This window comes from Streptomyces sp. NPDC058579, assembly GCF_042718575.1.
Classification (GTDB): domain Bacteria; phylum Actinomycetota; class Actinomycetes; order Streptomycetales; family Streptomycetaceae; genus Streptomyces.
Map to the genome: position 1 here is coordinate 62,317 of NZ_JBHXPI010000026.1, position 20,377 is coordinate 82,693.

Sequence of the window (20,377 nt, forward strand, 5' to 3'; positions counted from 1 at the left end):
TTCACCGGCAGACCCCGCACGCCTCCGCCGCCCACTCGCACCCCCACCGTCCGCCCCCACCGGCCCGCTTCCAACCTCCCGCAGGCGGGCCAACACCCTGCGCCCGCCAGCCCGTTTCATGGGAAGCTGGAACCCATGAGCGTCGCAGCGTCTTCCGGAGGGACATCCCCCGGATCCCCCGAACCCCGCAGGATCGTGCTGCTCCGGCACGCCAAGGCCGACTGGCCCCAGGTGTCCGACCACGAGCGCCCGCTCGCCGAGCGCGGCCGCACGGATGCCCCCGTGGCCGGCCGCAGGCTCGCCGACACCGGGATCGCCTTCGATCTGGCCCTCTGCTCGACCGCCGCCAGGACCCGCGAGACCTGGAAGCTGGCCGTGCAGGAGCTGCCGCACCGCCCCAGGACCGTGTACGAGGAGCGGCTGTACGAGGCCTCGCCCGGCGAGCTGATCGCCCTGCTCAACGAGGTCCCCGACGACGTGCGGTCCCTCGTCGTCATCGGCCACAACCCCGGCATGCACGCGCTCTCCGAGGTCCTCGTGGGCGAGGCCGAGGGCGACTCGCTCGTCCGGATGAACCGGGGCGGCTTCCCGACCGCCGCCTTCTCCGTCGTCTCCTTCCAGGGCTCCTGGAAGTCCGTGGAGCCCGGCGTGGGCACCCTGGTCGACTACTGGGCACCGCACGACTGATCCCTCCCCACCCAGAGGCCGGAAGAGAGCCGAAGGCCCGGTCACCGCTCGGTGACCGGGCCTTCCGCCGTCCGTACGAGGACGGGTCAGTGCAGCAGATCCTCGTCGCCGTCCGCCGCCTCGACCTCTTCCCGGGTGATCCCCAGGAGGTACAGGACGGTGTCGAGGAACGGGACGTTGACCGCCGTGTGGGCGGCCTGCCGTACGACCGGCTTGGCGTTGAAGGCCACCCCGAGCCCGGCCGTGTTCAGCATGTCCAGGTCGTTCGCGCCGTCACCGATCGCCACGGTCTGGGAGAGCGGCACGCCCGCCTCCGCCGCGAACCGGCGCAGCAGCCGCGCCTTGCCCGCCCGGTCCACGATGTCGCCGGTGACCCGGCCGGTCAGCTTCCCGTCCACCACCTCAAGGGTGTTGGCCGAGGCGAAGTCGAGGCCGAGACGCTCCTTGAGGTCGTCCGTGACCTGGGTGAAGCCGCCCGACACCACACCGACCTGGAAGCCGAGCCGCTTGAGCGTACGGATCAGGGTGCGGGCGCCCGGTGTCATCCGTACCTCGGCGCGGACCTTGTCCACCACCGAGGCGTCGAGCCCGGCCAGCAGGGCCACCCGCGCGTGCAGCGACTGCTCGAAGTCCAGCTCGCCGCGCATCGCCGCCGCGGTGACCTCGGCGACCTGCTCCTCGCACCCCGCGTGCGCCGCGAAGAGCTCGATCACCTCGTCCTGGATGAGCGTGGAGTCCACGTCCATGACGACAAGGCGCTGGGCGCGGCGGTGCAGCCCGGCCGAGACGACGGCCACGTCCACGCCGATTCCGTGCGCCTGGGTGGCCAGGGCGGTCCGCAGCGGCCCGGTCTCGCAGCCCGAGACGGCGAACTCGACGGCCGTCACCGGGTACTTCGCCAGCCGGAAGATACGGTCGATGTTGCCGCCGCTCTCGGCGATCCTCGCCGTTATGGCGGCGGTCTGCTCGGCGGTCAGCGGGTGCCCGAGCACGGTGACGTGCGAGCGGCCGACGCCGCGCGGACGGTTGTCACCGGTGCCGGAGATGATCTCGGCCTGGAGCTTGAGCGACTCCGCCCAGCTGTGCACGGTCGCCCGGAGCTCCCCCTGGGAGGCGACGGTCGGCTCGGTGACGAGCGCGCACAGCACGAGCCGGCCGCGGGAGACGACCTGCTCGATGTCCACGACGTCGACGGAGTAGGCGGCGAGGGTGTCGAAGAGTCCGGCGGTGATCCCGGGACGGTCCTTCCCGAAGATCTTGACGAGAAGAGTGGGAACGTCTGAGGTCTGCGATGCGCTCATGGTGCTTCCACCGTATCGGGCACCGGGTGCCACCGGTCACCCCGTCCCGCGTGGCGGACAGGTACCCCTCTGCGGGGTCTTCACACGGCCCGACTTTCGGAGTACGGGTCCGGCCTGAAATAGTTCCCCCCGATGTTCGCCATCCCTAAGCCCCCGTCGACGGGGGTACATCGGGGGACAAGTAGTGGGGCATGGAGTGCAAGAACTCGTACTGGAATTGAACGGAAGGACCTGGACCCTCGATCCGTCCAGGTCGTACACCCTGGGACGTGATCCGCAGGGCGACCTGGTGATCGACGACGCCAGGGTCTCGTGGCGACACGCCACCATCAGCTGGGGCGGCCGGAGTTGGGTCATCGAGGACCACGGCTCGACCAACGGCACCTTCGTGCAGGGGCAGCGGATCCACCAGATGGAGATCGGCCCGGGCTCCGCCGTTCACCTCGGCAACGCGACCGACGGCCCGCGGCTGAATCTCGCCGCCACGGCCGCACAGCAGCAGGCGCCGGCCCATCAGCAGCCCGCGCAGCAGCCGGCCCACGCCGCCCCGAACGCCCAGCAGGCAGCCGCCGCGCAGGCCGACTGGGCCACGCACCAGGCCCCGCCGCAGCAGCCGCAGCACCAGCAGCCGCAGGGCTGGCAGCAACAGCCGCCGCAGGTCCCGCACCAGCAGGCGGCCCCGAAGGTCCCCGCCCAGGGTGGCGGCGCCGCGGGGGCGCCACCGGTCTACGGCGACCGCAGCCCGACGACGTTCCACCAGCTCGCCCTGGGCCACGTCATGCGCATCGGTCGTGCGCTCGAGAACGAACTGGTCGTCTCCGACCTCCAGGTCTCGCGCCACCACGCCGAGTTCCACGCGACGCCCGACGGCCGGTTCGAGATCCGCGACCTCGGCTCGCACAACGGCACGTACGTCAACGGTCAGCCGATCGCCAAGGGCGGCTCCGTCCTCATCGGCCCCAACGACATCGTCGGCGTCGGCCACTCGACCTTCCGCATGGTCGGCGGCCAGCTCGAGGAGTTCGTCGACACCGGCGAGGTCTCCTTCTCGGCCCGCCACCTCACCGTCACGGTCGACGGTGGCAAGCAGATCCTCAAGGACGTCACCTTCGGCGTCCCGGAGAAGTCGCTCATCGGAGTCATCGGCCCCTCCGGCTCCGGCAAGTCGACCCTGCTCAAGGCCCTCACCGGCTACCGCCCGGCCAACGAGGGCGACGTCCTCTACGACAACCGGAGCCTCTACAAGCAGTTCGCCGAGCTGCGCCAGCGCATCGGTCTGGTCCCGCAGGACGACATCCTGCACAAGGAGCTGACCGTCCAGAAGGCGCTGCGCTACGCGGCCAAGCTCCGCTTCCCCGGCGACACCGCGCCGGCCGAGCGCGAGGCCCGCATCGACGAGGTGCTGCGCGAGCTGAAGCTCGACATCCACAAGGAGAAGAAGGTCACTTCCCTCTCCGGTGGCCAGCGCAAGCGTGTCTCGGTGGCCCTGGAGCTCCTCACCAAGCCGTCGCTGATCTTCCTGGACGAGCCGACCTCCGGCCTCGACCCGGGCATGGACCGCGACGTCATGCAGCTGCTCCGCGGCCTCGCCGACGACGGCCGCACGGTCCTCGTCGTCACGCACTCGGTGGCCGAGCTCGGCCTCTGCGACAAGCTGCTCGTGATGGCGCCCGGCGGTTCGGTGGCCTACTTCGGCCCGCCGGAGGAGGCGCTGAACTTCTTCGGCTACTCCACCTGGGCCGACGTCTTCTCCGCCTTCGAGAACTACCGCGACTACGACTGGGCGGGCCGCTGGAAGGGCTCGCAGCACTACCAGATGTACGCCGCGGACATCGACGCCGTCGCCGCCCAGCCCGTCCAGGTGCCGCAGCAGGCGATGGCCAGGCCGCCCAAGCCGCAGGGCTGGGGCTCGCAGCTGTGGACCCTGATCCGCCGCTACTCCTCGGTGATCGCCTCCGACAAGGGCTTCCTGGGCCTGATGGTGATCCTGCCCGCCGTCCTCGGCGCGGTCTCGGTCGTCATTCCCGCCGACTTCGGCCTCGGCAAGCCCACCCCGCCCTCCCGCTTCAACGGAGACGCGGGCACGATCATGCTGATCCTCGCGGTCGGCATGTGCTTCAGCGGCGCCGCCAACTCCGTACGAGAGCTGATCAAGGAACGGGTCATCTACGAACGGGAGCGGGCCACCGGCCTGTCCCGCTCGGCGTACCTGATGTCCAAGGTCATCGTCCTCGGCCTGATCACCGCCTTCCAGGGCGTGATCATCTGCGGCATCGGCTTCGCCACCCGCGAGCTGCCAGAAGAGGGCCTGGTCATGCCGCCGGCCGTCGAGCTCTGCGTCACGATCATCGCGCTCGGCTTCACCTCGATGATGTTCGGCCTGGTCATCTCCTCGCTGGTGAAGACCGCCGAGAAGACCATGCCGCTGCTCGTGATGTTCGCGATCGTCCAGGTCGTCTTCACCGGCATCCTCTTCCAGGTGTACGGATCGCCCGGCCTGGAGCAGTTCGCCTGGCTGATGCCCTCGCGCTGGGCCATCGCCGCGGCGGGCTCGACGCTGGACCTCGCGCACCTGATGCCGCCGTGGGACCCCAAGGACCCGACCAACCTGGACCCGCTGTGGGACCACACGGCCGGCCAGTGGGGCTTCAACCTCACGGTCCTGGTGCTCATCGGCGTCGTCTGCGCCTTCGCCGTGGCGCGCCTGCTGCGCCGCCACGAGCCCGAGGTCATGCGCAAGTGACGGCGTCACCGTGACCGCGTGACTCCATGTACGCCGAAGGGCGGCACCCCGCACGGGGTGCCGCCCTTCGGCGTCTGTCCTGGAAGCCTGGACGGATCAGTACGCGCTGTTGACGTTGTCGATCGAGCCGTAACGGTCGGCCGCGTAGTTGGCGGCGGCGACGAGGTTGGCGACCGGGTCGTACTGGTCGAACTTGGTGCCGGGGATGTGGTAGGCCTTGAAGGTCGGGTAGATGACCTGCAGCAGGCCCTTCGACGGGACGCCGTTGATGGCGTTGATGTCCCAGTTGTTGATGGCCCGCGGGTTACCGCTGGACTCACGCATGATGTTCTTGTGCAGGCCGTTGTACGTGCCCGGAATGTCGTGCTTGTCCATGATGAACAGGGCCTCGCGGATCCAGCCGTCGAGGTTGTTCGCGAAGACCGGCTTGCGGGCGGCGGCACGGCTCGCGGCCGCCTTCGCCTCGGCGGCGCGCTTCTTCGCGTCGGCCTTGGCCTTGGCCTCGGCCTTCGCCTTGGCGTCGGCCTTGGCCTTCGCGTCGGCCTTCGCCTTGGCCGCGGCGGCGACCTTGGCCTTCGCCTCGGCGTCGGCCTTGGCCTTCAGGCTGAGGGCGCTCTGCTGCTCGGTGAGGCTGGTGTGCAGCGCCTTGGCCTGCGGGCTGTTCGCGTCGTAGGCGAGAGCGACCTGCTGCGTGTTGCTGAGCGCCTGGGGCTCGGTCTCGGCGGCGGCGTTGCCGGGGACCAGGGTGACGCCGAGGGCGACGGCGCCAAGGGCGGCAACGCCGGCAAGGGAAGCCTTGTGCGTCTTCTTCAGGCGATAGTTGCCGGGAGTGTTCGCAGACATGTAGGACTACCTCTTCGAATCGCAGGGGGTCGCTCAGGCCGGGGCGGCGCTGCGCCTGCTCGGCGGCGACGAACGCAATTCTTAGCGGCAGCAAAATCCTGTGGCAAAGGTGTGACGTACGATCCCGGGTAGTGGATCAGGGACCCGTGCACCGGCCACCCAAACCCACCCGGGACCCGTCCATACAGTCCCCATCTGCCCGTTTCGGCACCATCTCGGAACCACTAGGGGTCTTCGTAAGTGACCTGGGTCCTATGCCCGGGCTCACATCGGGCATGTAACGAACTCACCAGACGTTGCTTGAGCAATGCACTCAGTGAGGGCCCTCCTCCGGGAGGAGGAGATGGACGTCCCCGAACTCGTGCCAGAGGTAGAGCGCGCGTACGGCCTCGGTATAGGCGCGGTCCAGCGCGGGCCGCCCGGCGATCGCCTCCAGCATCAGCAGATGCGAGGCCCGGGGCTCGTGCAGCCCGGTCAGCAGCCCGTCCACCACCCGCACCCCGCGCGCCGGGGTCACCACGAGGTCCGTCCACCCCGCCGCGGCCCGCACCACACCCCGGTCGTCCGCCGCCGACTCCAGCGCCCGGACGGCCGTGGTCCCCACCGCGATCGCGCGGCCCCCACCCGCCCGGGCCGCGTTCACCAGGCGTGCCGTGGCCGCCGGCACCGCGTACCGCTCCGGGTACGGAGGCTCGTGCGCCTCCGCCGACGCCACGCCCGTATGAAGGGTGAGCGGGGCGAACTGGATCCCCCGGCTCACCAGCTCCGTCACCAGCCGGGCCGTGAAGGGCCGCCCGGCGCTCGGCATCTCCGCCGAGCCCGCGCCGTCGGGGGAGGGCAGCGCGAAGACCGTCTGGTACGCGGACAGGGGCTGGTCCCGCTCCGTGTACCCGTACCGGATCGGCCGCCCGTACCGCGCCAGCAGGGCCGGTACGGGCGTGTCCACCCGCGCCCACCAGAGCCGGGCGGCCCCGGGGGCCAGCGGCTCGTCCAGGACGAGACCGGCGCCTCCCGGCAGCCGTACGACCACCCCCGCCGGACCGCCCGGCCGCGGCCGGGTACTGCCCCGCCCGTCCGGCGCCCTCAGCTCGACCGCCCAGCGGCCGTCGTCCCCGCGCGTCGAGAAGTGCGCGACGACCGGCTCCCCTCCGCCCTCCGCCCCCAGCCGCCCGGTGACCGCGGCCGGCAGCGTGGCGCTCGTGTTCACGACGAGCACGTCCCCGGCCCGCAGCCGCCCCGGCAGCTCACGGAAGGCGTGGTGCGCCACCTCCGTGCCCCGGGACACCATCAGCCGTACGTCGTCCCGCCCCCGCCCGGCCCCGCGCTGCTCGGCCGGCACCCGCGCCGACAGCTCCGCGGGCACCCCGAGGCTCTCAAGCACGCTCACCGACCGCCCTCCGCCCGGAGCGCCCCGAGGGTCCCGGTGGCCCCGGCAGTCCCGGCAGTCCCGACGATCCCGCCAGCCCCGACGCCCGCGAGATCCGTCGCCGCGTACCGCCCGCTCGCGGGCCTGCGGTCGAGCAGCGCGAGGAACCCCGGCACCACCGACTCCGGAGCCGGCCGGGAGTCCTCGTCGCCGGGGACGGCCGCCGCGTACAGATCCGTCGCCATGTCACCCGGATCCACCGCCCACACCCGCAGCCCCGGCTCCTCCACGGCCAGCACGGCCGCCAGCTGGTCGAGCGCCGCCTTGGACGCCCCGTACCCGCCCCACGTCTCGTACGCCTCGGCCGCCGCGTCCGAACTCACCGTCACGACCGTCCCCGCCCCGCTCTCCCGCAGCACCGGCAGCGCCTCCTGTACGAGACCCAGCGCGGCCACGACGTTGGTCTCCAGGGCCGCCCGCAGGCCGTCCGGCGACAGCGCCTCCAGGCGCACCAGCGGCTCGGCCCCCAGCGCGCTCGCGTTGCTCACCAGCAGATCGAGCCCACCCAGCTCCCGCGCGGCCGCCACAAGCTCCCGGCGGTGCGCGGCGTCGGTCACGTCCCCGGGCAGCGCCACGACCCGCGCCCCACGCGCGCGTGCCGCCTCCGCGCTCTCCTGGAGCACCTTCTCCGTCCGAGCGTCGAGCACCAGGTCCCAGCCCCGCCCGGCCAGCGCCCCGGCGAGCGCCCGCCCAAGCCCCTTCGACGCCCCCGTGATGATCGCGACAGTCATGACAGCCATCCCCTCTCTGCAACCGATGGCTCCAGCCTCCGACCGCCGACCGGCCCGCCGCCTCGTCCGCGGGCCCCGACCGCACAAGGCACTTCGGCCTAGTCCCGTGGTCCTAGGAGAGCGCCGTCCCCGGACGGATACGGACTGTCACAACCCACCGGTACGGTTGCTCCATGAGTCACCGACCGAGCTCCGGCCTCGCCGCCGTGAGCACCGCGCTCCTGGAGATGAGCCGCCAGCTGGAGGTGCGCGACGTCCTCAAGACGATCGTGGCCTCCGCCCGCGAGCTGCTCGACGCGGAGTACGCGGCGCTGGGCGTGCCGGACGACCACGGCGGCTTCGCCCAGTTCGTCGTGGACGGCGTCAGCGACGAGCAGTGGCGGGCGATCGGCCCGCTGCCCCGCCAGCACGGCATCCTCGCGTCGATGCTCCACAAGGCCGAGCCCGAGCGCCTCGCCGACGTCCGCGAGGACCCCCGCTTCGAGGGCTGGCCGGCCGCCCACCCGGACATGTCCGACTTCCTCGGCCTGCCCGTCCGGGACGGCGACGAGACCATCGGCGCGCTCTTCCTCGCCAACAAGCGCTGCCCGAAGCCGGAGGGCGGCTGCGGCTTCACGGAGGAGGACGAGGAGCTGCTCTCGATCCTCGCCCAGCACGCCGCCATCGCCCTGACCAACGCCCGGCTCTACGAACGCAGCCGGGAGCTCACCATCGCCGAGGAGCGCTCGCGGCTCGCCCACGAGCTGCACGACGCGGTCAGCCAGAAGCTCTTCTCGCTCCGGCTGACCGCCCAGGCCGCCGCCGCCCTCGTCGACCGCGACCCGGCCCGCGCCAAGGGCGAGCTCCAGCAGGTCGCCGTGCTCGCCGCCGAGGCCGCGGACGAGCTGCGCGCCGCCGTCGTCGAGCTGCGCCCCGCCGCCCTGGACGAGGACGGCCTCGTCCACACCCTCCGTACGCAGATCCAGGTCCTGGACCGGGCCCACACCGCCCGGGTCACGTTCGAGAGCTCCGGGGTGCGTGCCCTGCCCGCCGCCCAGGAGGAGGCCATGCTCCGGGTCGCCCAGGAGGCCCTGCACAACGCGCTGCGGCACGCGGAGCCGGAGCGGGTCGCGGTCTCCCTGGTCCGGCACGGCCAGGGCGCGCTGCTCACCGTCGCCGACGACGGCAAGGGCTTTGACCCCCGTACGGTCCGCCGGGCGGGCCGGCACCTCGGCCTGGTCTCCATGCGGGACCGGGCGGGCGGCGTCGGCGGCGCGCTCACCGTGACGTCGGAGCCGGGCCGAGGCACCACGATCGAGATGGAGGTTCCCGGTGGCTGACACCGTCATCCGCGTCCTGCTCGTCGACGACCACCAGGTGGTCCGGCGCGGCCTGCGGACCTTTCTGGAGGTCCAGGACGGCATAGAGGTCGTGGGGGAGGCCTCCGACGGCGCCGAGGGCGTCGCACGGGCGGAGGAGCTGCGGCCCGACGTGATCCTGATGGACGTCAAGATGCCGGGCATGGACGGCATCGAGGCGCTCCGGAAGCTCCGCGAGCTGGCGAACCCGGCGAAGGTCCTCATCGTCACCAGCTTCACCGAGCAGCGCACGGTCGTCCCCGCGCTGCGCGCCGGCGCCTCGGGATACGTCTACAAGGACGTGGACCCGGACGCCCTGGCCGGGGCGATCCGCTCCGTCCACGCGGGCCACGTGCTGCTCCAGCCGGAGGTCGCGACGGCGCTGCTCTCCCAGGAGGACGGGCACGGCGGTACGGGGCGCGGGACGACGCTCACAGAGCGGGAGCAGGAGGTGCTCGGCCTGATCGCCGACGGCCGGTCGAACCGCGAGATCGCCCGGGCGCTCGTCCTCTCGGAGAAGACGGTCAAGACGCACGTCTCGAACATCCTGATGAAGCTCGACCTGGCGGACCGTACGCAGGCGGCGCTGTGGGCGGTGCGGCACGGCCTGAGCCGGTGAGACTGGTGTGACGGAAGGGGCAACTCCGTTCCCATGGTCATACCGTCGGGTGTATGTCCCCCGTTCGGCGCAACCCGGCGGGCGCGGGGGCGTTCTCCATGGCGTGCTGCGGCGGCCGGCCGCAGCGAAGACCAGGAGGATCCTGAAGTGAACAACCTGAAGAAGGCCGCTGCCCTCACCCTCGTCGCGGGTGGCATCGTCGCCGCCGGTGCGGGTGTCGCCTCCGCCCACGGCGCGGACGCGCACGGCAAGGCCCTCGAGTCGCCGGGCGTCGGCTCCGGCAACCTCGTGCAGGTCCCGGTCCACATCCCCGTGAACGCCACCGGCAACACGGTCAACGTGATCGGCCTGCTCAACCCGGCCTTCGGAAACGGCTCCGTCAACCTCTGACGACGCCCACCGACCAGCCCGGCCCCGGACGATCCCCCGGCGGCCGGGCTGCTCCATGTCCCGCTCTCGACGCGACCCTCGCACCGCTAGGCGCCGGGGGCGCCTCGCGGGCTTCGGGTCGCTGCGCCGGACTCCCTCCGTCGGCGTCGCTCCCGAGCGCTCACCGCTCCCGTTCCCGCTCCTCCACGTAAGCGTTGTACGCCGCCACCTGCGCCCGCCGAGCCACCCGCTCCACCGGCCGCAGCGCAGCCCCCCGAGCCGCCATCTCCGAGGCGCTCACCGCGCCGCCGTGGCCGTGGTCGTACGCCACGTCGATCAGCAGGCCGATCCGCTGGGCCAGCTCCAACACCCGTACCGCACGCGCCGGATAGCCCGGAGCGAGGACCTCGCGGCCCGCCTCCGCCCGAGCCCGGTACGCGTCACGGGCCGCGTCCGCCAGCGGGCCCGAGGCCGCCACGTCCAGCTTGGTCAGGACCGCCGTCGCCTCGCGCAGCGCCTCCGCGAGCTCCCGCTCCGCCTCACCGAGCGACGGCACGTCCGCCGGCGGCGCCTCGCGCACGGTCAGACACCGCCAGACCACCTCCACGTGCAGGTCACCCACGGGACCCGCCTCCGTGACCTCCGGCACGAGACCGTACGGCGCGCCGAAACCGACCACCGCCTCCTCCGCCTCCAGCGCCCGCGCGTTGAAGTCCGGCGGCCCGCTCAGCCCCAGCGGATGCCCCGGCGCCGGCAGCGCCACCCGCCACCCGCTGACCCCGAGCCGCCGCAGCCGCCCGAGCGCCAGCGTCAGACCGACCGGCCCCGCCTCGCCCGGAAGCCCCTCCACACGGTGCACCGCGTCGTCCCCGACAATCGCGAGCGCCGCGTCGTCCGGCGACACCGATCCGGCCAACAGGGCATTGCCCCAAGCGGCCAGCCGTCCTGAGCGTGGTTCCGAAAGCATGCCCCAAGCCTAGGGGCGCCCCGGGGCCTCCCCGAGCCGTTGCGGGGAAGTATCCGGACCTAACGACCGGCCCGCTCCGGCAGTGGCGTAGGTTTTCCCTGGACGCCGCGCCCACCGGCGCAAGGCGACGACACGACTCGACCGCAAGGGGAGACAACGCGCTCATGAGCGATGTACTGGAGCTGGTGGACGTATCCGTGGTCCGCGACGGACGGGCTCTGGTGGACGATGTCTCCTGGTCGGTCAAGGAGGGCGAGAGGTGGGTCATCCTCGGCCCCAACGGCGCCGGCAAGACCACCCTCCTCAACATCGCCTCCAGCTACCTCTTCCCCACCACCGGCTCGGCCAAGATCCTCGACGAGCAGCTCGGCAAGGTCGACGTCTTCGACCTCCGACCCCGCATCGGCATGGCCGGCATCGCCATGGCGGAGAAGCTCCCCAAGCGCCAGACCGTCCTCCAGACCGTCCTCACCGCCGCGTACGGCATGACCGCCACCTGGCACGAGGACTACGACGCCGTCGACGAGGAGCGCGCCCGCGCCTTCCTCGACCGCCTCGGCATGACCGAGTACCTGGACCGCAAGTTCGGGACCCTCTCCGAGGGCGAGCGCAAGCGCACCATGATCGCCCGCGCGATGATGACCGACCCCGAGCTCCTCCTCCTCGACGAGCCCGCCGCCGGTCTCGACCTCGGCGGCCGCGAGGACCTCGTCCGCCGCCTCGGCCGGCTCGCCCGCGACCCGTACGCCCCCTCCATGATCATGGTCACCCACCACGTCGAGGAGATCGCGCCCGGCTTCACCCACGTCCTGATGATCCGTCAGGGCAAGGTGCTCGCCGCCGGCCCCATGGAGACCGAGCTCACCTCCCGCAACCTCTCCCTCTGCTTCGGCCTCCCGCTCCTCGTCGAGCGCAACGGCGAGCGCTACACCGCACAGGGCCTGCCGCTGAAGTGACGGCGGGGCGCCGAGACCGCACAGCTCCGCGCCCTGTCCGACTCCACCCCACCGCCCTACCATGACCACGTGGACATCGACGCATGGGTCTGGTGGCTGATCGGCGCCGTGGGACTGGGCATTCCGCTCGTCCTCACCGCGATGCCCGAGTTCGGCATGTTCTCCGTCGGAGCGATCGCCGGAGCCGTGACCGCGGCTCTCGGCTTCGGCATCGTCGCGCAGGTGATCGTCTTCGTCGTCGTCTCCGTCGCGCTGCTCGCCGTGGTCCGCCCCATCGCGGCCCGGCACCGCAACGGACCACCCCGGCTCGCCACCGGCATCGACGCCCTGAAAGGCCGTCAGGCCGTCGTCCTGGAACGGGTCGACGGCGCCGGCGGCCGCATCAAGCTCGCCGGCGAGGTCTGGTCGGCGCGCGCGCTCGACGCCGGCCAGAGCTTCGAACCGGGCGACCAGGTCGACGTGGTCGACATCGACGGAGCGACCGCCGTGGTCATGTGACATGTGACCATCGGACCTCTTGCCCGAACGGCCCCCACCACGGCCCGCGTTCTGGGAAACTCGATCATCAGATCAACCCGGCACATCCGGCACACCCGCCAGCGAACCGGCAGCGAAGGGCACAGGGAACACGATGTCAGCAATCATCATCGTCCTGATCATTCTGGTGGTGCTTGTCTTCATCGCACTGATCAAGACGATCCAGGTCATCCCACAGGCGAGCGCCGCGATCGTCGAGCGGTTCGGCCGCTACACCCGCACGCTCAACGCCGGCCTGAACATCGTCGTCCCGTTCATCGACTCGATCCGCAACCGCATCGACCTCCGTGAACAGGTCGTCCCCTTCCCGCCCCAGCCGGTGATCACCCAGGACAACCTGGTCGTCAACATCGACACCGTCATCTACTACCAGGTGACCGACGCCCGGGCCGCGACCTACGAGGTCGCCAGCTACATCCAGGCCATCGAGCAGCTCACCGTCACCACCCTCCGCAACATCATCGGCGGCATGGACCTGGAGCGGACCCTCACCTCCCGCGAGGAGATCAACGCGGCCCTGCGCGGCGTCCTCGACGAGGCCACCGGCAAGTGGGGCATCCGCGTCAACCGCGTCGAGCTCAAGGCCATCGAGCCGCCGACCTCCATCCAGGACTCGATGGAGAAGCAGATGCGCGCCGACCGCGACAAGCGCGCCGCGATCCTCACCGCCGAGGGCATCCGCCAGTCCCAGATCCTCACCGCCGAGGGCGAGAAGCAGTCCGCGATCCTCCGCGCCGAGGGCGAGGCCAAGGCCGCCGCCCTGCGCGCCGAGGGCGAGGCCCAGGCCGTCCGTACGGTCTTCGAGGCCATCCACGCCGGCGACCCGGACCAGAAGCTCCTCTCGTACCAGTACCTCCAGATGCTCCCGAAGATCGCCGAGGGCGACGCCAACAAGCTCTGGATCGTGCCCAGCGAGATCGGTGACGCGCTCAAGGGCCTCTCCGGCGCCTTCGGCAACCTCGGCAGTGGAGCACCCGGCTTCAACACGGGTACGGAGCGCCGGGAACAGCCCCCGGTTGACTGACACGTACACGTAATCGTGCATGATCGGTGCGAGCCCCTCGACCCCGACGGCCGTCAGGGCGGGGAGGCGAGCCACTGATCCTGTAAGGAGATGGCGTTGTCCATCTGGGAAGTCCTGGCAGTCTTCGCGGCCGGCGTCGGCGCCGGCACCATCAACACGATCGTCGGATCGGGAACGCTCATCACGTTCCCGGTCCTCCTCCTCACCGGACTCCCTCCGGTCACCGCCACCGTCTCCAACGCCCTCGGCCTCATCCCCGGCTCCATCAGCGGAGCCATCGGCTACCGCGAGGAACTCAAGGGCCAGCGCCGCCGCATCCTGCGCCTCGGCACCGTCGCCGCGATCGGCGGACTCGGCGGAGCGATCCTCCTGCTGTGGCTCCCGCCCCGCGCGTTCGAGACCATCGTCCCCGTCCTCGTCGCCCTCGCCCTGGTCCTCGTCATCCTCCAGCCGAGGCTCTCCAAGGCCGTCCAGGCCCGCCGCGCACGTGAAGGCAAGGAGGGAGACCCCGACGGCGGCCCGCTCCTCATGACCGGACTGCTCCTCGCCAGCGTCTACGGCGGCTACTTCACCGCCGCCCAGGGGATCATCTACCTCGCCCTCATGGGCATGCTCCTCACGGACACCCTCCAGCGCCTCAACGCCGTCAAGAACGTCCTCGCCGCGATCGTCAACAGCATCGCCGCGCTCTTCTTCCTCTTCGTCGCCGAATTCGACTGGACCGCCGTCGTCCTCATCGCCGTCGGCTCCGCCATAGGCGGCCAGATCGGCGCCAAGGTCGGCCGCCGCCTCCCGCCGCCGGTCCTGCGCGGCTTCATCGTCGCCATCGGCACGGTCGCGATCGTGCAACTACTGCTCCGCTGAACGACAAAGGCCCGTTCCCCGACAACAGGAACGGGCCCTACGGACGTACAGACCTGCGTACACACAGACTTACGTACGTACGGACTCACGCCGCCGAACTGGCCAGCCACTCCGGCAGCTCGGACCGCTCACCCGCCTGCATCGCCAGCAGCATCGCGTCCGCCGGAGTCGGCACGAACGGCTCGTGCAGCAGCGGCATCCCCGCCTGCTCCGGGGTCCGGTCCGCCTTGCGGTGGTTGTCCTCGGCGCAGGACGCCACCGTGTTCAGCCAGCTGTCCCCACCACCATGCGCCCGCGGCACCACGTGGTCCACGGTCGTCGCCCGCCGCCCGCAGTACGCGCACCGGTGCTGGTCCCTGATCAGCACACCCCGCCTCGACCACGGAGCCTGTCTTCGGAACGGCACCCGGACATAGCGGCAGAGCCTGATGACCCGAGGCACGGGAATGTCGACGGCGGCACCACGCATACGCAGCTCGGGGTGTTCCTGCTCGACGACGGCCTTGTCCTGGAGGACAAGCACCACCGCACGGTTGAGTGTGACCGTCGACAGCGGCTCGAAGCTCGCGTTCAGTACCAGCGTGTCCCGCATTGTGCCCACCTCCCGTGTGCCGGCCCAGCCCCGTCGCGGGGCTCCAGGCTTGGATCAACTGTGGCCGGGCGCGCCGGGTTGGACAACGCAATTACCGTGCAACGAAAGATGCCCGCTTCTGATCTCTCCAAGACCAGAAGCGGGCAAACAACAAACGAACGCTCAGCTGAGCTACGCGGGGACCTCGTACTCGCCGATCAGCTGGGCGCGCGCCGGCGCGTGGAACCGCAGATGGAAACCGACCACAGCGGGCGAGGCGTCGGCGTCAGGACCGAGCTTCTCCCGGTCCACGGCGTACACGGTGAAGACGTACCGGTGCGGACCGTCGCCGGCCGGGGGAGCGGCACCGCCGAAGTCCCGGGAGCCGTAGTCGTTACGGACATGCACGGCACCGGCCGGCAGCCCCTCGAACGACCCCGACCCCGCGCCCACCGGCAGCTCGGTCACCGACGCGGGGATGTCGAACAGCACCCAGTGCCAGAAACCGCTGCCCGTCGGCGCGTCCGGATCGAAGCAGGTGACGGCGAAGCTCTTCGCGTCCGCCGGGAACCCCTCCCAGCGCAGCTGCGGCGAGGTGTTCCCCTCGGCGTACACCTGCGCGTCCTTCAGCACACCGCCCGGCACGATGTCGTCGCTCACCACGGTGAACGCCGGCACCGGCGGATGGAAGTCATGAGGGAGCGGAGCCCTCTTCCCCTCGGCCACGTCTGTACCTCCGTATCGCCTGACCTGCTGTACGGGGCCGAGCCTAGGCCCAGTTGCGCTTGCCACCGACGACGGCGAGCCACTGGTTGAGGTAGGCAGCCCAGTCGGTGGTGTGGAAGTCGTTCAGCCCGACCTTGAAGGAACGGAACGAGTCGCTGCCCGCGCTGAAGAGCCCCGGCTTCTTGTCCATCTCCAGGACGACGTCCATCTCACGGTCGTCCGCGACGAAGCTGATCTCTACCTGGTTCAGGCCGCGGTACTGCTGCGGCGGGAAGAACTCGATCTCCTGGTAGAACGGCAGCTTCTGCCGGGTCCCCCGGATGTGCCCGCGCTCCATGTCCGCGTTCTTGAAGCGGAAGCCCAGCTGGATGAAGGCGTCCAGGATCGCCTGCTGCGCCGGCAGCGGGTGCACGTTGATCGGGTCCAGGTCACCGGAGTCCACCGCGCGGGCGATCTCCAGCTCGGTGGTCACGCCGATGTTCATCCCGCGCAGCTGCTGCCCCGCGATGGCCGTGACCGGCGTCTCCCAGGGAATCTCCAGACCGAACGGCACCACGTGCACCGCGCCGGCCTGAACCGTGAACGCACCGCCGAGGCGGATCTTGACGAACTCGATGTCCTGCTTGATCTCCTGGTCGTTGCCCTCGACCTCGACCCGCGCCTGCAGGCCGACGGAAAGACCCTCGATCTGCTGATCGACCGAACCGCCCTGGATCCGGACCTCGCCCTGGACTACCCCACCAGGAACGACGTTCTCCTCGGTGAGCACCGTCTCCACGGACGCGCCCCCGGCACCCAGGCTCGCGAGCAGCTTCTTGAATCCCATGAACACTCCCTCTTGGACCTGCTTGGCCTTGACCTCTACATACGCGCGACGACCGTAGCCGGTTCCCCGTACGCTCGGACGCCATGAGCGAGAGCCCCGACCGTACGCCGCTCCCGCGGGCCTTCTTCGACCGCCCCGTCCTTGAAGTAGCCCCCGATCTCCTGGGCCGCACTCTCGTCCGTACATCGAAGACAGGCCGCATCGAACTCCGCCTCACGGAGGTCGAGGCGTACGCCGGCGCGATCGACCCCGGCTCGCACGCCTTCCGCGGCCGCACCGCCCGCAACGCGGTCATGTTCGGCCCGCCCGGACACGCGTACGTCTACTTCACCTACGGCATGTCAAGGCGGTCAGCATGAACGTTGATCTCCTCGCCTATCCGGCCGAAGAGGTCGCCCCTAAGCTGCTCGGAAGCGTCCTCACCTGCAAGACCTCCGAGGGAACCGTGAGCATCGCCATCACGGAGACTGAGGCGTACTCCGGTACGGCCGACCCAGCTTCCCATGCCTACCGAGGCCAGACACCCCGTAACGCCGTCATGTTCGGACCCGCAGGACACCTGTACGTCTACCGGTCCCACGGTCTCCACTGGTGCGCCAACGTCGTCACCGGGACGGACGGCATCGCCTCGGCCGTCCTCATCCGGGGAGGCAGGGTCATCGAGGGGGAAGACCTGGCACGCAAGCGACGAGGGGAGAGGGTTGAGGGTCCACGTCTTGCCCGAGGTCCGGGGAACTTCTGCCAGGCACTCGGCATCACGGGAGGGCACAACGGCGCGGAACTCCTGACAGGTACCTCGGTCGTGCTGTCCGAGGGTGAGTCGGTACCTGCCTCGCTCATCCAGGTTGGCCCTCGGGTAGGAGTGAGCAAGGCCCACGACTGGCAACACCGGTTCTACCTCGCCGGTGATCCGACGGTCTCGGCCTACCGACTGAGCCCGAGAGCCAAACCGTCCGCCGAAGCCTGAGCCGCTGTGCGCCTTGGGCGGCACCACACGTGACGGCTCCCTGAACGGGCTTCCCTCCTCCATGTAGAATCCCCGCCTAGGTCGCCGCCGTCGCTCCCGACTGCACGAGACCGAGTCCAGGCCGCAAGCCCTGGGCGCTCCTGTGAAGAGACCGTGCCAGCCCTGGCCGGTCCACCCCCGCGAAGAGAGGGAGGCACATGTCCCGCCGTCCGGCGGGGGTCACTGGCGCACCAGCGTGCGCCGCACAGGAAAGGCGGCTACCCAGTGGGAGCTATCAAGGACAAGGGGCGCAAGCTCCAGCAGATCGACCGCGTCTCGTACGAGGAGTCGTTCCTCATCGGTGATCTGCTCACCAGCCGGATCACTGTTCTTGCCGGAGAACCGAAGGCAGGCAAGACCCTGCTGTCTGCTGGCATGGTCGCCGCCCTCGTAAACGGTGAAGCAGAGTTCCTTGGTCTGCCCGTGCACCGCACGGTGCGGCACGTCGTGTTCGGTCTCACTGACGACGGTGCGGAAGAGGAACTGAAGGAACGCCTACTCGACACCGTGCCCGACGAAGCCGTGACCATCTTCCCCGTGGAGCACACCGGAGCGCCCGGCTACTGGGCTGGGGTCCTCGAAGACCTCTTGTCCATCGGCGCGGACCTGTTCGTCCTGGACAACGTCGTCGGCTCCCTTGCCTCCGGTGAAGACATCGCCTCATCCGTTGTCGCACAGCGCCTCATCGATGACCTCAAGCCCATCAGCCGCGCAGGCATCCCCGTTCTCCTCATCACCCACACTGCCAAGGCGGGCGAGGGAGCGACCACCGCGTCCGCCCCTATCGGGGGACGAGCCATGGCCGGCGGGGCTCGCGGCGTCATCGCCCTGCGCAAGTCGAACAGGCATGGACTCCGTATCCAGACAGCCATCAACCGGGCCAGGGAAGACCGGGACCTGCGGGTCACCGTGCGCCGTGCCAGCGCGGACAGCGAAGTCCCGGTGTGGGAGCGGGAAGGCACGGACCTGCGGGTCACAAAGCGCGACGAGATGGACTGGAAGTCCGGCCTCGCCGATCGGATCATCCGGGAGCAGCCGGAGGACACGACGCACAACGGCCTGGCCAAGCGGTACGCGCCGGACCTGGGCAAGAGCGTCGACCACGTCCGCAAGGAACTCATGAAGGTGGTCACCCACATCGAGGGACGCTGGTCCGTCCACACGCTTCGCGCCGTCTGAGTGTTGGTGGTGGTGGTCCTGCCCCCTTATAGAGAAAGAACCACCACCACTACCTCGCTCCGCTCGGCAAGCCTCGCTCCTCCCTCTCTAAGTACGTCAGTCCTCTGACACTGGCGGCCTCCGGCCGACCAGCACGCAGACCACTGGAGAACTGCACAGTCTCAAGCCTGTCAGTGGCGAAGGGAGATGGGGCGCGGCAGCGCCCTCCGGGAGCAGGGCTACGGCGAAGGAGTAGGCAGCTAGCTCTCTTGGGCCGCAACGCGGCCACCTGGCGAAGCCTCCAGACGCAAGGCGAAAGGCTTCGTTCTTTGCACTGTTCCGCCGTTGCCAGTAGGGCAGGAATAAGCCTGTGACCTGGCACTATCCCGCAGCCGACCGGAGGGTCAGGGCCAGCCCGAAAGACTCTGAAACCGTGGCACGATTTGAGCTGCTAAGACTAGGCGGTCCGAACCTGCCCCCTCCGGGGGTCATACCCCCACCCGTTCGCCGTCGCCTGCCTGGCCCGCCTCTGCCTGCCGTCGACAGACGTACGGCTCTGCGCCGACCAGAGCGCCCGACAGGGCGACTGCCCGCCTGCGGTCGAGCGCTGGCCAGCAGGCCGGGAGGCAGGCGCACAGCGCCTCACGCTGGGCAGCACAGGCAGACTTCCGCAGGGTGCGACAGCACCCACCAGGGCAACCGACAGGGTGTCGCGTAAACGGTCGGTTGCGCGACAGTGCGTCACGCTCCGACCCGTGTCCGTTTCGCCCCCGCCCGACTGTCGCGTAACCCGTCGCGAAAGACCCTGTCCCGAGCTAGCTTTCGCGACACGTATGTGCGACAGTCTCGGCATGACCACGAACACTCCGGCCGATCAGGTCGAGCGTCACGCCTGCCCGAAGTGCCAGGCACCAGCAGGAAGCCCGTGCCGCACCGGTGCAGGCAAGGTGGCGTCCAGCTACCACACGGGGCGCTTCGCCCTCGTGCCCGCCTTGAAGGCGGAACTCACCGTGAAGACCCCGGCCGATCGCAACCCCGGCAAGCGGTGGACGGAAGGCGCACCCGTCCCCCAGGTACCCGACGCCATACCGGGCGCAGCGATCCGGCTTGGCTACGCCCGCACGTCGACCGCCAGTCAGGAACTCCAGTCCCAGTTGGACGCGCTCGCCCGAGCCAACTGCACCCGCGTGTTCTCGGAGAAAATCAGTAGCCGGGTGAAGGAGCGGCCGGAACTGGAGAAGGCCCTCACACTGGCAAGGGAGATCAAGCAGGCCGCCCCTGGGCAGCCGGTCATCCTGTCAGTGCTGGAGATGAAGCGTCTCGCCCGCAGCGCAGCCGAGTTGATGACCCTCTCGTCCACCCTCCAGGCAGACGGCATCCAACTGGAACTCCTCTCCGGTCCCCTCCAAGGGATCTACGACCCGAACGGCGCAGGTGCCATCGTGTTCGCAGTCTTGGCGGTCAGTGCGGAGGTCGAGCGGGAAGGCATCCGGGAAAAGACCATGGAAGGTCTCGAAGCTGCCGCCCGTAAGGGCAACGTCGGAGGGCGTCCCTCCGTCATGGATGACGACAAGCTAGCCGTAGCCCGCGCCCGCCACGCCAAGGGGGAGAGCGTTACAGCCATCGCTAAGGGCTTGGGAATCCACCGGGCCACGCTCTACCGCCACCTGGGAGACAGCGCCTGAC

At 70.2% G+C, this 20,377-nt stretch carries 20 protein-coding genes and 1 pseudogene; 13 read left to right on the forward strand and 8 right to left on the reverse strand.

What is annotated here, in order from left to right; genetic code table 11:
* The first annotated feature begins 135 nt into the window (after positions 1 to 135).
* Positions 136 to 687, forward strand: coding sequence for a SixA phosphatase family protein (locus ACFWRO_RS25290; RefSeq protein ID WP_384513507.1), 552 nt, complete (start codon positions 136 to 138; stop codon positions 685 to 687).
* 86 nt (positions 688 to 773) lie between these two features.
* Here ACFWRO_RS25290 and serB read toward each other — a convergent pair whose 3' ends face one another.
* Positions 774 to 1,988 (reverse strand): phosphoserine phosphatase SerB, encoded by a 1,215-nt coding sequence (gene serB / locus ACFWRO_RS25295; protein ID WP_384513509.1) that lies wholly within the window; start codon positions 1,986 to 1,988, stop codon positions 774 to 776.
* A 184-nt stretch (positions 1,989 to 2,172) separates the two neighbouring features.
* Here serB and ACFWRO_RS25300 point away from each other — a divergent pair, with 184 nt between their 5' ends.
* Entirely contained in the window at positions 2,173 to 4,731 is a 2,559-nt protein-coding gene (locus ACFWRO_RS25300) for an FHA domain-containing protein (RefSeq protein ID WP_384513511.1), read from the forward strand.
* Between the two features lie 96 nt (positions 4,732 to 4,827).
* Here the strand turns inward: ACFWRO_RS25300 and ACFWRO_RS25305 are convergent, their stop codons facing one another.
* The 3 genes from ACFWRO_RS25305 to ACFWRO_RS25315 all read right to left on the reverse strand — a co-directional run bounded on the left by ACFWRO_RS25305 (position 4,828) and on the right by ACFWRO_RS25315 (position 7,731).
* Positions 4,828 to 5,574, reverse strand: a complete 747-nt coding sequence (locus ACFWRO_RS25305; RefSeq protein WP_384513513.1) for a transglycosylase SLT domain-containing protein — start codon at positions 5,572 to 5,574, stop codon at positions 4,828 to 4,830.
* Between the two features lie 313 nt (positions 5,575 to 5,887).
* Positions 5,888 to 6,961 (reverse strand): S-adenosylmethionine:tRNA ribosyltransferase-isomerase, encoded by a 1,074-nt coding sequence (locus ACFWRO_RS25310; RefSeq protein WP_384513515.1) that lies wholly within the window; start codon positions 6,959 to 6,961, stop codon positions 5,888 to 5,890.
* Positions 6,958 to 7,731: an SDR family NAD(P)-dependent oxidoreductase gene (locus ACFWRO_RS25315; RefSeq protein ID WP_384513516.1), complete on the reverse strand. Its 774-nt coding sequence runs from the start codon at positions 7,729 to 7,731 to the stop codon at positions 6,958 to 6,960. The genes ACFWRO_RS25310 and ACFWRO_RS25315 overlap by 4 nt, the downstream gene beginning before the upstream one ends.
* Positions 7,732 to 7,904: 173 nt before the next feature.
* On the opposite strand from ACFWRO_RS25315, the gene ACFWRO_RS25320 reads away from it, so the two are divergent.
* From ACFWRO_RS25320 to ACFWRO_RS25330, 3 genes are all read left to right on the forward strand, one after another.
* Positions 7,905 to 9,050 carry a GAF domain-containing sensor histidine kinase gene (locus tag ACFWRO_RS25320; RefSeq protein ID WP_384513518.1) on the forward strand — a complete coding sequence of 382 codons (1,146 nt, stop codon included), beginning with the start codon at positions 7,905 to 7,907 and terminating at the stop codon, positions 9,048 to 9,050.
* Positions 9,043 to 9,687: a response regulator gene (locus ACFWRO_RS25325; protein ID WP_384513520.1), complete on the forward strand. Its 645-nt coding sequence runs from the start codon at positions 9,043 to 9,045 to the stop codon at positions 9,685 to 9,687. The genes ACFWRO_RS25320 and ACFWRO_RS25325 overlap by 8 nt, the downstream gene beginning before the upstream one ends.
* A 147-nt stretch (positions 9,688 to 9,834) precedes the next feature.
* The gene (locus ACFWRO_RS25330; protein ID WP_384513522.1) at positions 9,835 to 10,077 is read left to right on the forward strand and encodes a chaplin; all 243 of its coding nucleotides are present in this window, start codon (positions 9,835 to 9,837) and stop codon (positions 10,075 to 10,077) included.
* 160 nt (positions 10,078 to 10,237) lie between these two features.
* On the opposite strand, the gene ACFWRO_RS25335 is transcribed toward ACFWRO_RS25330, so the two are convergent.
* Positions 10,238 to 11,023 carry a hypothetical protein gene (locus tag ACFWRO_RS25335; RefSeq protein WP_384513524.1) on the reverse strand — a complete coding sequence of 262 codons (786 nt, stop codon included), beginning with the start codon at positions 11,021 to 11,023 and terminating at the stop codon, positions 10,238 to 10,240.
* Between the two features lie 164 nt (positions 11,024 to 11,187).
* On the opposite strand from ACFWRO_RS25335, the gene ACFWRO_RS25340 reads away from it, so the two are divergent.
* The 4 genes from ACFWRO_RS25340 (at position 11,188) to ACFWRO_RS25355 (ending at position 14,404) form a co-directional block, all read left to right on the forward strand.
* Positions 11,188 to 11,979 carry an ABC transporter ATP-binding protein gene (locus tag ACFWRO_RS25340; RefSeq protein WP_384513526.1) on the forward strand — a complete coding sequence of 264 codons (792 nt, stop codon included), beginning with the start codon at positions 11,188 to 11,190 and terminating at the stop codon, positions 11,977 to 11,979.
* A gap of 69 nt (positions 11,980 to 12,048) precedes the next feature.
* On the forward strand, positions 12,049 to 12,477 hold the full coding sequence (locus ACFWRO_RS25345) for an NfeD family protein (protein WP_384513528.1): 429 nt from the start codon (positions 12,049 to 12,051) through the stop codon (positions 12,475 to 12,477).
* A gap of 133 nt (positions 12,478 to 12,610) precedes the next feature.
* Positions 12,611 to 13,540 carry an SPFH domain-containing protein gene (locus ACFWRO_RS25350; RefSeq protein WP_362016481.1) on the forward strand — a complete coding sequence of 310 codons (930 nt, stop codon included), beginning with the start codon at positions 12,611 to 12,613 and terminating at the stop codon, positions 13,538 to 13,540.
* Positions 13,541 to 13,630: 90 nt separating this feature from the next.
* The gene (locus ACFWRO_RS25355) at positions 13,631 to 14,404 is read left to right on the forward strand and encodes a sulfite exporter TauE/SafE family protein (RefSeq protein WP_384513530.1); all 774 of its coding nucleotides are present in this window, start codon (positions 13,631 to 13,633) and stop codon (positions 14,402 to 14,404) included.
* An 85-nt stretch (positions 14,405 to 14,489) separates the two neighbouring features.
* Here the strand turns inward: ACFWRO_RS25355 and ACFWRO_RS25360 are convergent, their stop codons facing one another.
* The 3 genes from ACFWRO_RS25360 to ACFWRO_RS25370 form a co-directional block, all read right to left on the reverse strand.
* On the reverse strand, positions 14,490 to 14,996 hold the full coding sequence (locus ACFWRO_RS25360; protein ID WP_384513531.1) for an HNH endonuclease: 507 nt from the start codon (positions 14,994 to 14,996) through the stop codon (positions 14,490 to 14,492).
* A 171-nt stretch (positions 14,997 to 15,167) separates the two neighbouring features.
* Positions 15,168 to 15,701: a YbhB/YbcL family Raf kinase inhibitor-like protein gene (locus tag ACFWRO_RS25365; protein ID WP_384513533.1), complete on the reverse strand. Its 534-nt coding sequence runs from the start codon at positions 15,699 to 15,701 to the stop codon at positions 15,168 to 15,170.
* A gap of 43 nt (positions 15,702 to 15,744) precedes the next feature.
* Positions 15,745 to 16,527, reverse strand: a complete 783-nt coding sequence (locus ACFWRO_RS25370) for a sporulation protein (RefSeq protein ID WP_384513535.1) — start codon at positions 16,525 to 16,527, stop codon at positions 15,745 to 15,747.
* Positions 16,528 to 16,610: 83 nt separating this feature from the next.
* Here ACFWRO_RS25370 and ACFWRO_RS25375 point away from each other — a divergent pair.
* The 4 genes and pseudogenes from ACFWRO_RS25375 to ACFWRO_RS25390 all read left to right on the forward strand — a co-directional run.
* A pseudogene (locus ACFWRO_RS25375) lies at positions 16,611 to 16,868 on the forward strand (DNA-3-methyladenine glycosylase); the annotation flags it as partial.
* A gap of 14 nt (positions 16,869 to 16,882) precedes the next feature.
* Positions 16,883 to 17,494 (forward strand): DNA-3-methyladenine glycosylase, encoded by a 612-nt coding sequence (locus tag ACFWRO_RS25380; RefSeq protein ID WP_384513536.1) that lies wholly within the window; start codon positions 16,883 to 16,885, stop codon positions 17,492 to 17,494.
* A 153-nt stretch (positions 17,495 to 17,647) separates the two neighbouring features.
* Entirely contained in the window at positions 17,648 to 18,712 is a 1,065-nt protein-coding gene (locus tag ACFWRO_RS25385; RefSeq protein WP_384513538.1) for an AAA family ATPase, read from the forward strand.
* 830 nt (positions 18,713 to 19,542) lie between these two features.
* On the forward strand, positions 19,543 to 20,376 hold the full coding sequence (locus ACFWRO_RS25390) for a recombinase family protein (protein WP_384513540.1): 834 nt from the start codon (positions 19,543 to 19,545) through the stop codon (positions 20,374 to 20,376).
* The last annotated feature ends 1 nt before the right edge of the window (position 20,377 follow it).

Excerpts from the sequence above, each read along its gene's own strand:
- ACFWRO_RS25355 (WP_384513530.1), top strand. The coding sequence starts at position 13,631 with ATGGCGTTGTCCATCTGGGAAGTCCTGGCAGTCTTCGCGGCCGGCGTC.
- ACFWRO_RS25370 (WP_384513535.1), bottom strand. The coding sequence starts at position 16,527 with ATGGGATTCAAGAAGCTGCTCGCGAGCCTGGGTGCCGGGGGCGCGTCC.
- ACFWRO_RS25350 (WP_362016481.1), top strand. The coding sequence starts at position 12,611 with ATGTCAGCAATCATCATCGTCCTGATCATTCTGGTGGTGCTTGTCTTC.
- serB (WP_384513509.1), bottom strand. The coding sequence starts at position 1,988 with ATGAGCGCATCGCAGACCTCAGACGTTCCCACTCTTCTCGTCAAGATC.
- ACFWRO_RS25315 (WP_384513516.1), bottom strand. The coding sequence starts at position 7,731 with ATGACTGTCGCGATCATCACGGGGGCGTCGAAGGGGCTTGGGCGGGCG.
- ACFWRO_RS25360 (WP_384513531.1), bottom strand. The coding sequence starts at position 14,996 with ATGCGGGACACGCTGGTACTGAACGCGAGCTTCGAGCCGCTGTCGACG.
- ACFWRO_RS25335 (WP_384513524.1), bottom strand. The coding sequence starts at position 11,023 with ATGCTTTCGGAACCACGCTCAGGACGGCTGGCCGCTTGGGGCAATGCC.
- ACFWRO_RS25290 (WP_384513507.1), top strand. The coding sequence starts at position 136 with ATGAGCGTCGCAGCGTCTTCCGGAGGGACATCCCCCGGATCCCCCGAA.
- ACFWRO_RS25340 (WP_384513526.1), top strand. The coding sequence starts at position 11,188 with ATGAGCGATGTACTGGAGCTGGTGGACGTATCCGTGGTCCGCGACGGA.
- ACFWRO_RS25320 (WP_384513518.1), top strand. The coding sequence starts at position 7,905 with ATGAGTCACCGACCGAGCTCCGGCCTCGCCGCCGTGAGCACCGCGCTC.
- ACFWRO_RS25305 (WP_384513513.1), bottom strand. The coding sequence starts at position 5,574 with ATGTCTGCGAACACTCCCGGCAACTATCGCCTGAAGAAGACGCACAAG.
- ACFWRO_RS25380 (WP_384513536.1), top strand. The coding sequence starts at position 16,883 with ATGAACGTTGATCTCCTCGCCTATCCGGCCGAAGAGGTCGCCCCTAAG.
- ACFWRO_RS25390 (WP_384513540.1), top strand. The coding sequence starts at position 19,543 with ATGACCACGAACACTCCGGCCGATCAGGTCGAGCGTCACGCCTGCCCG.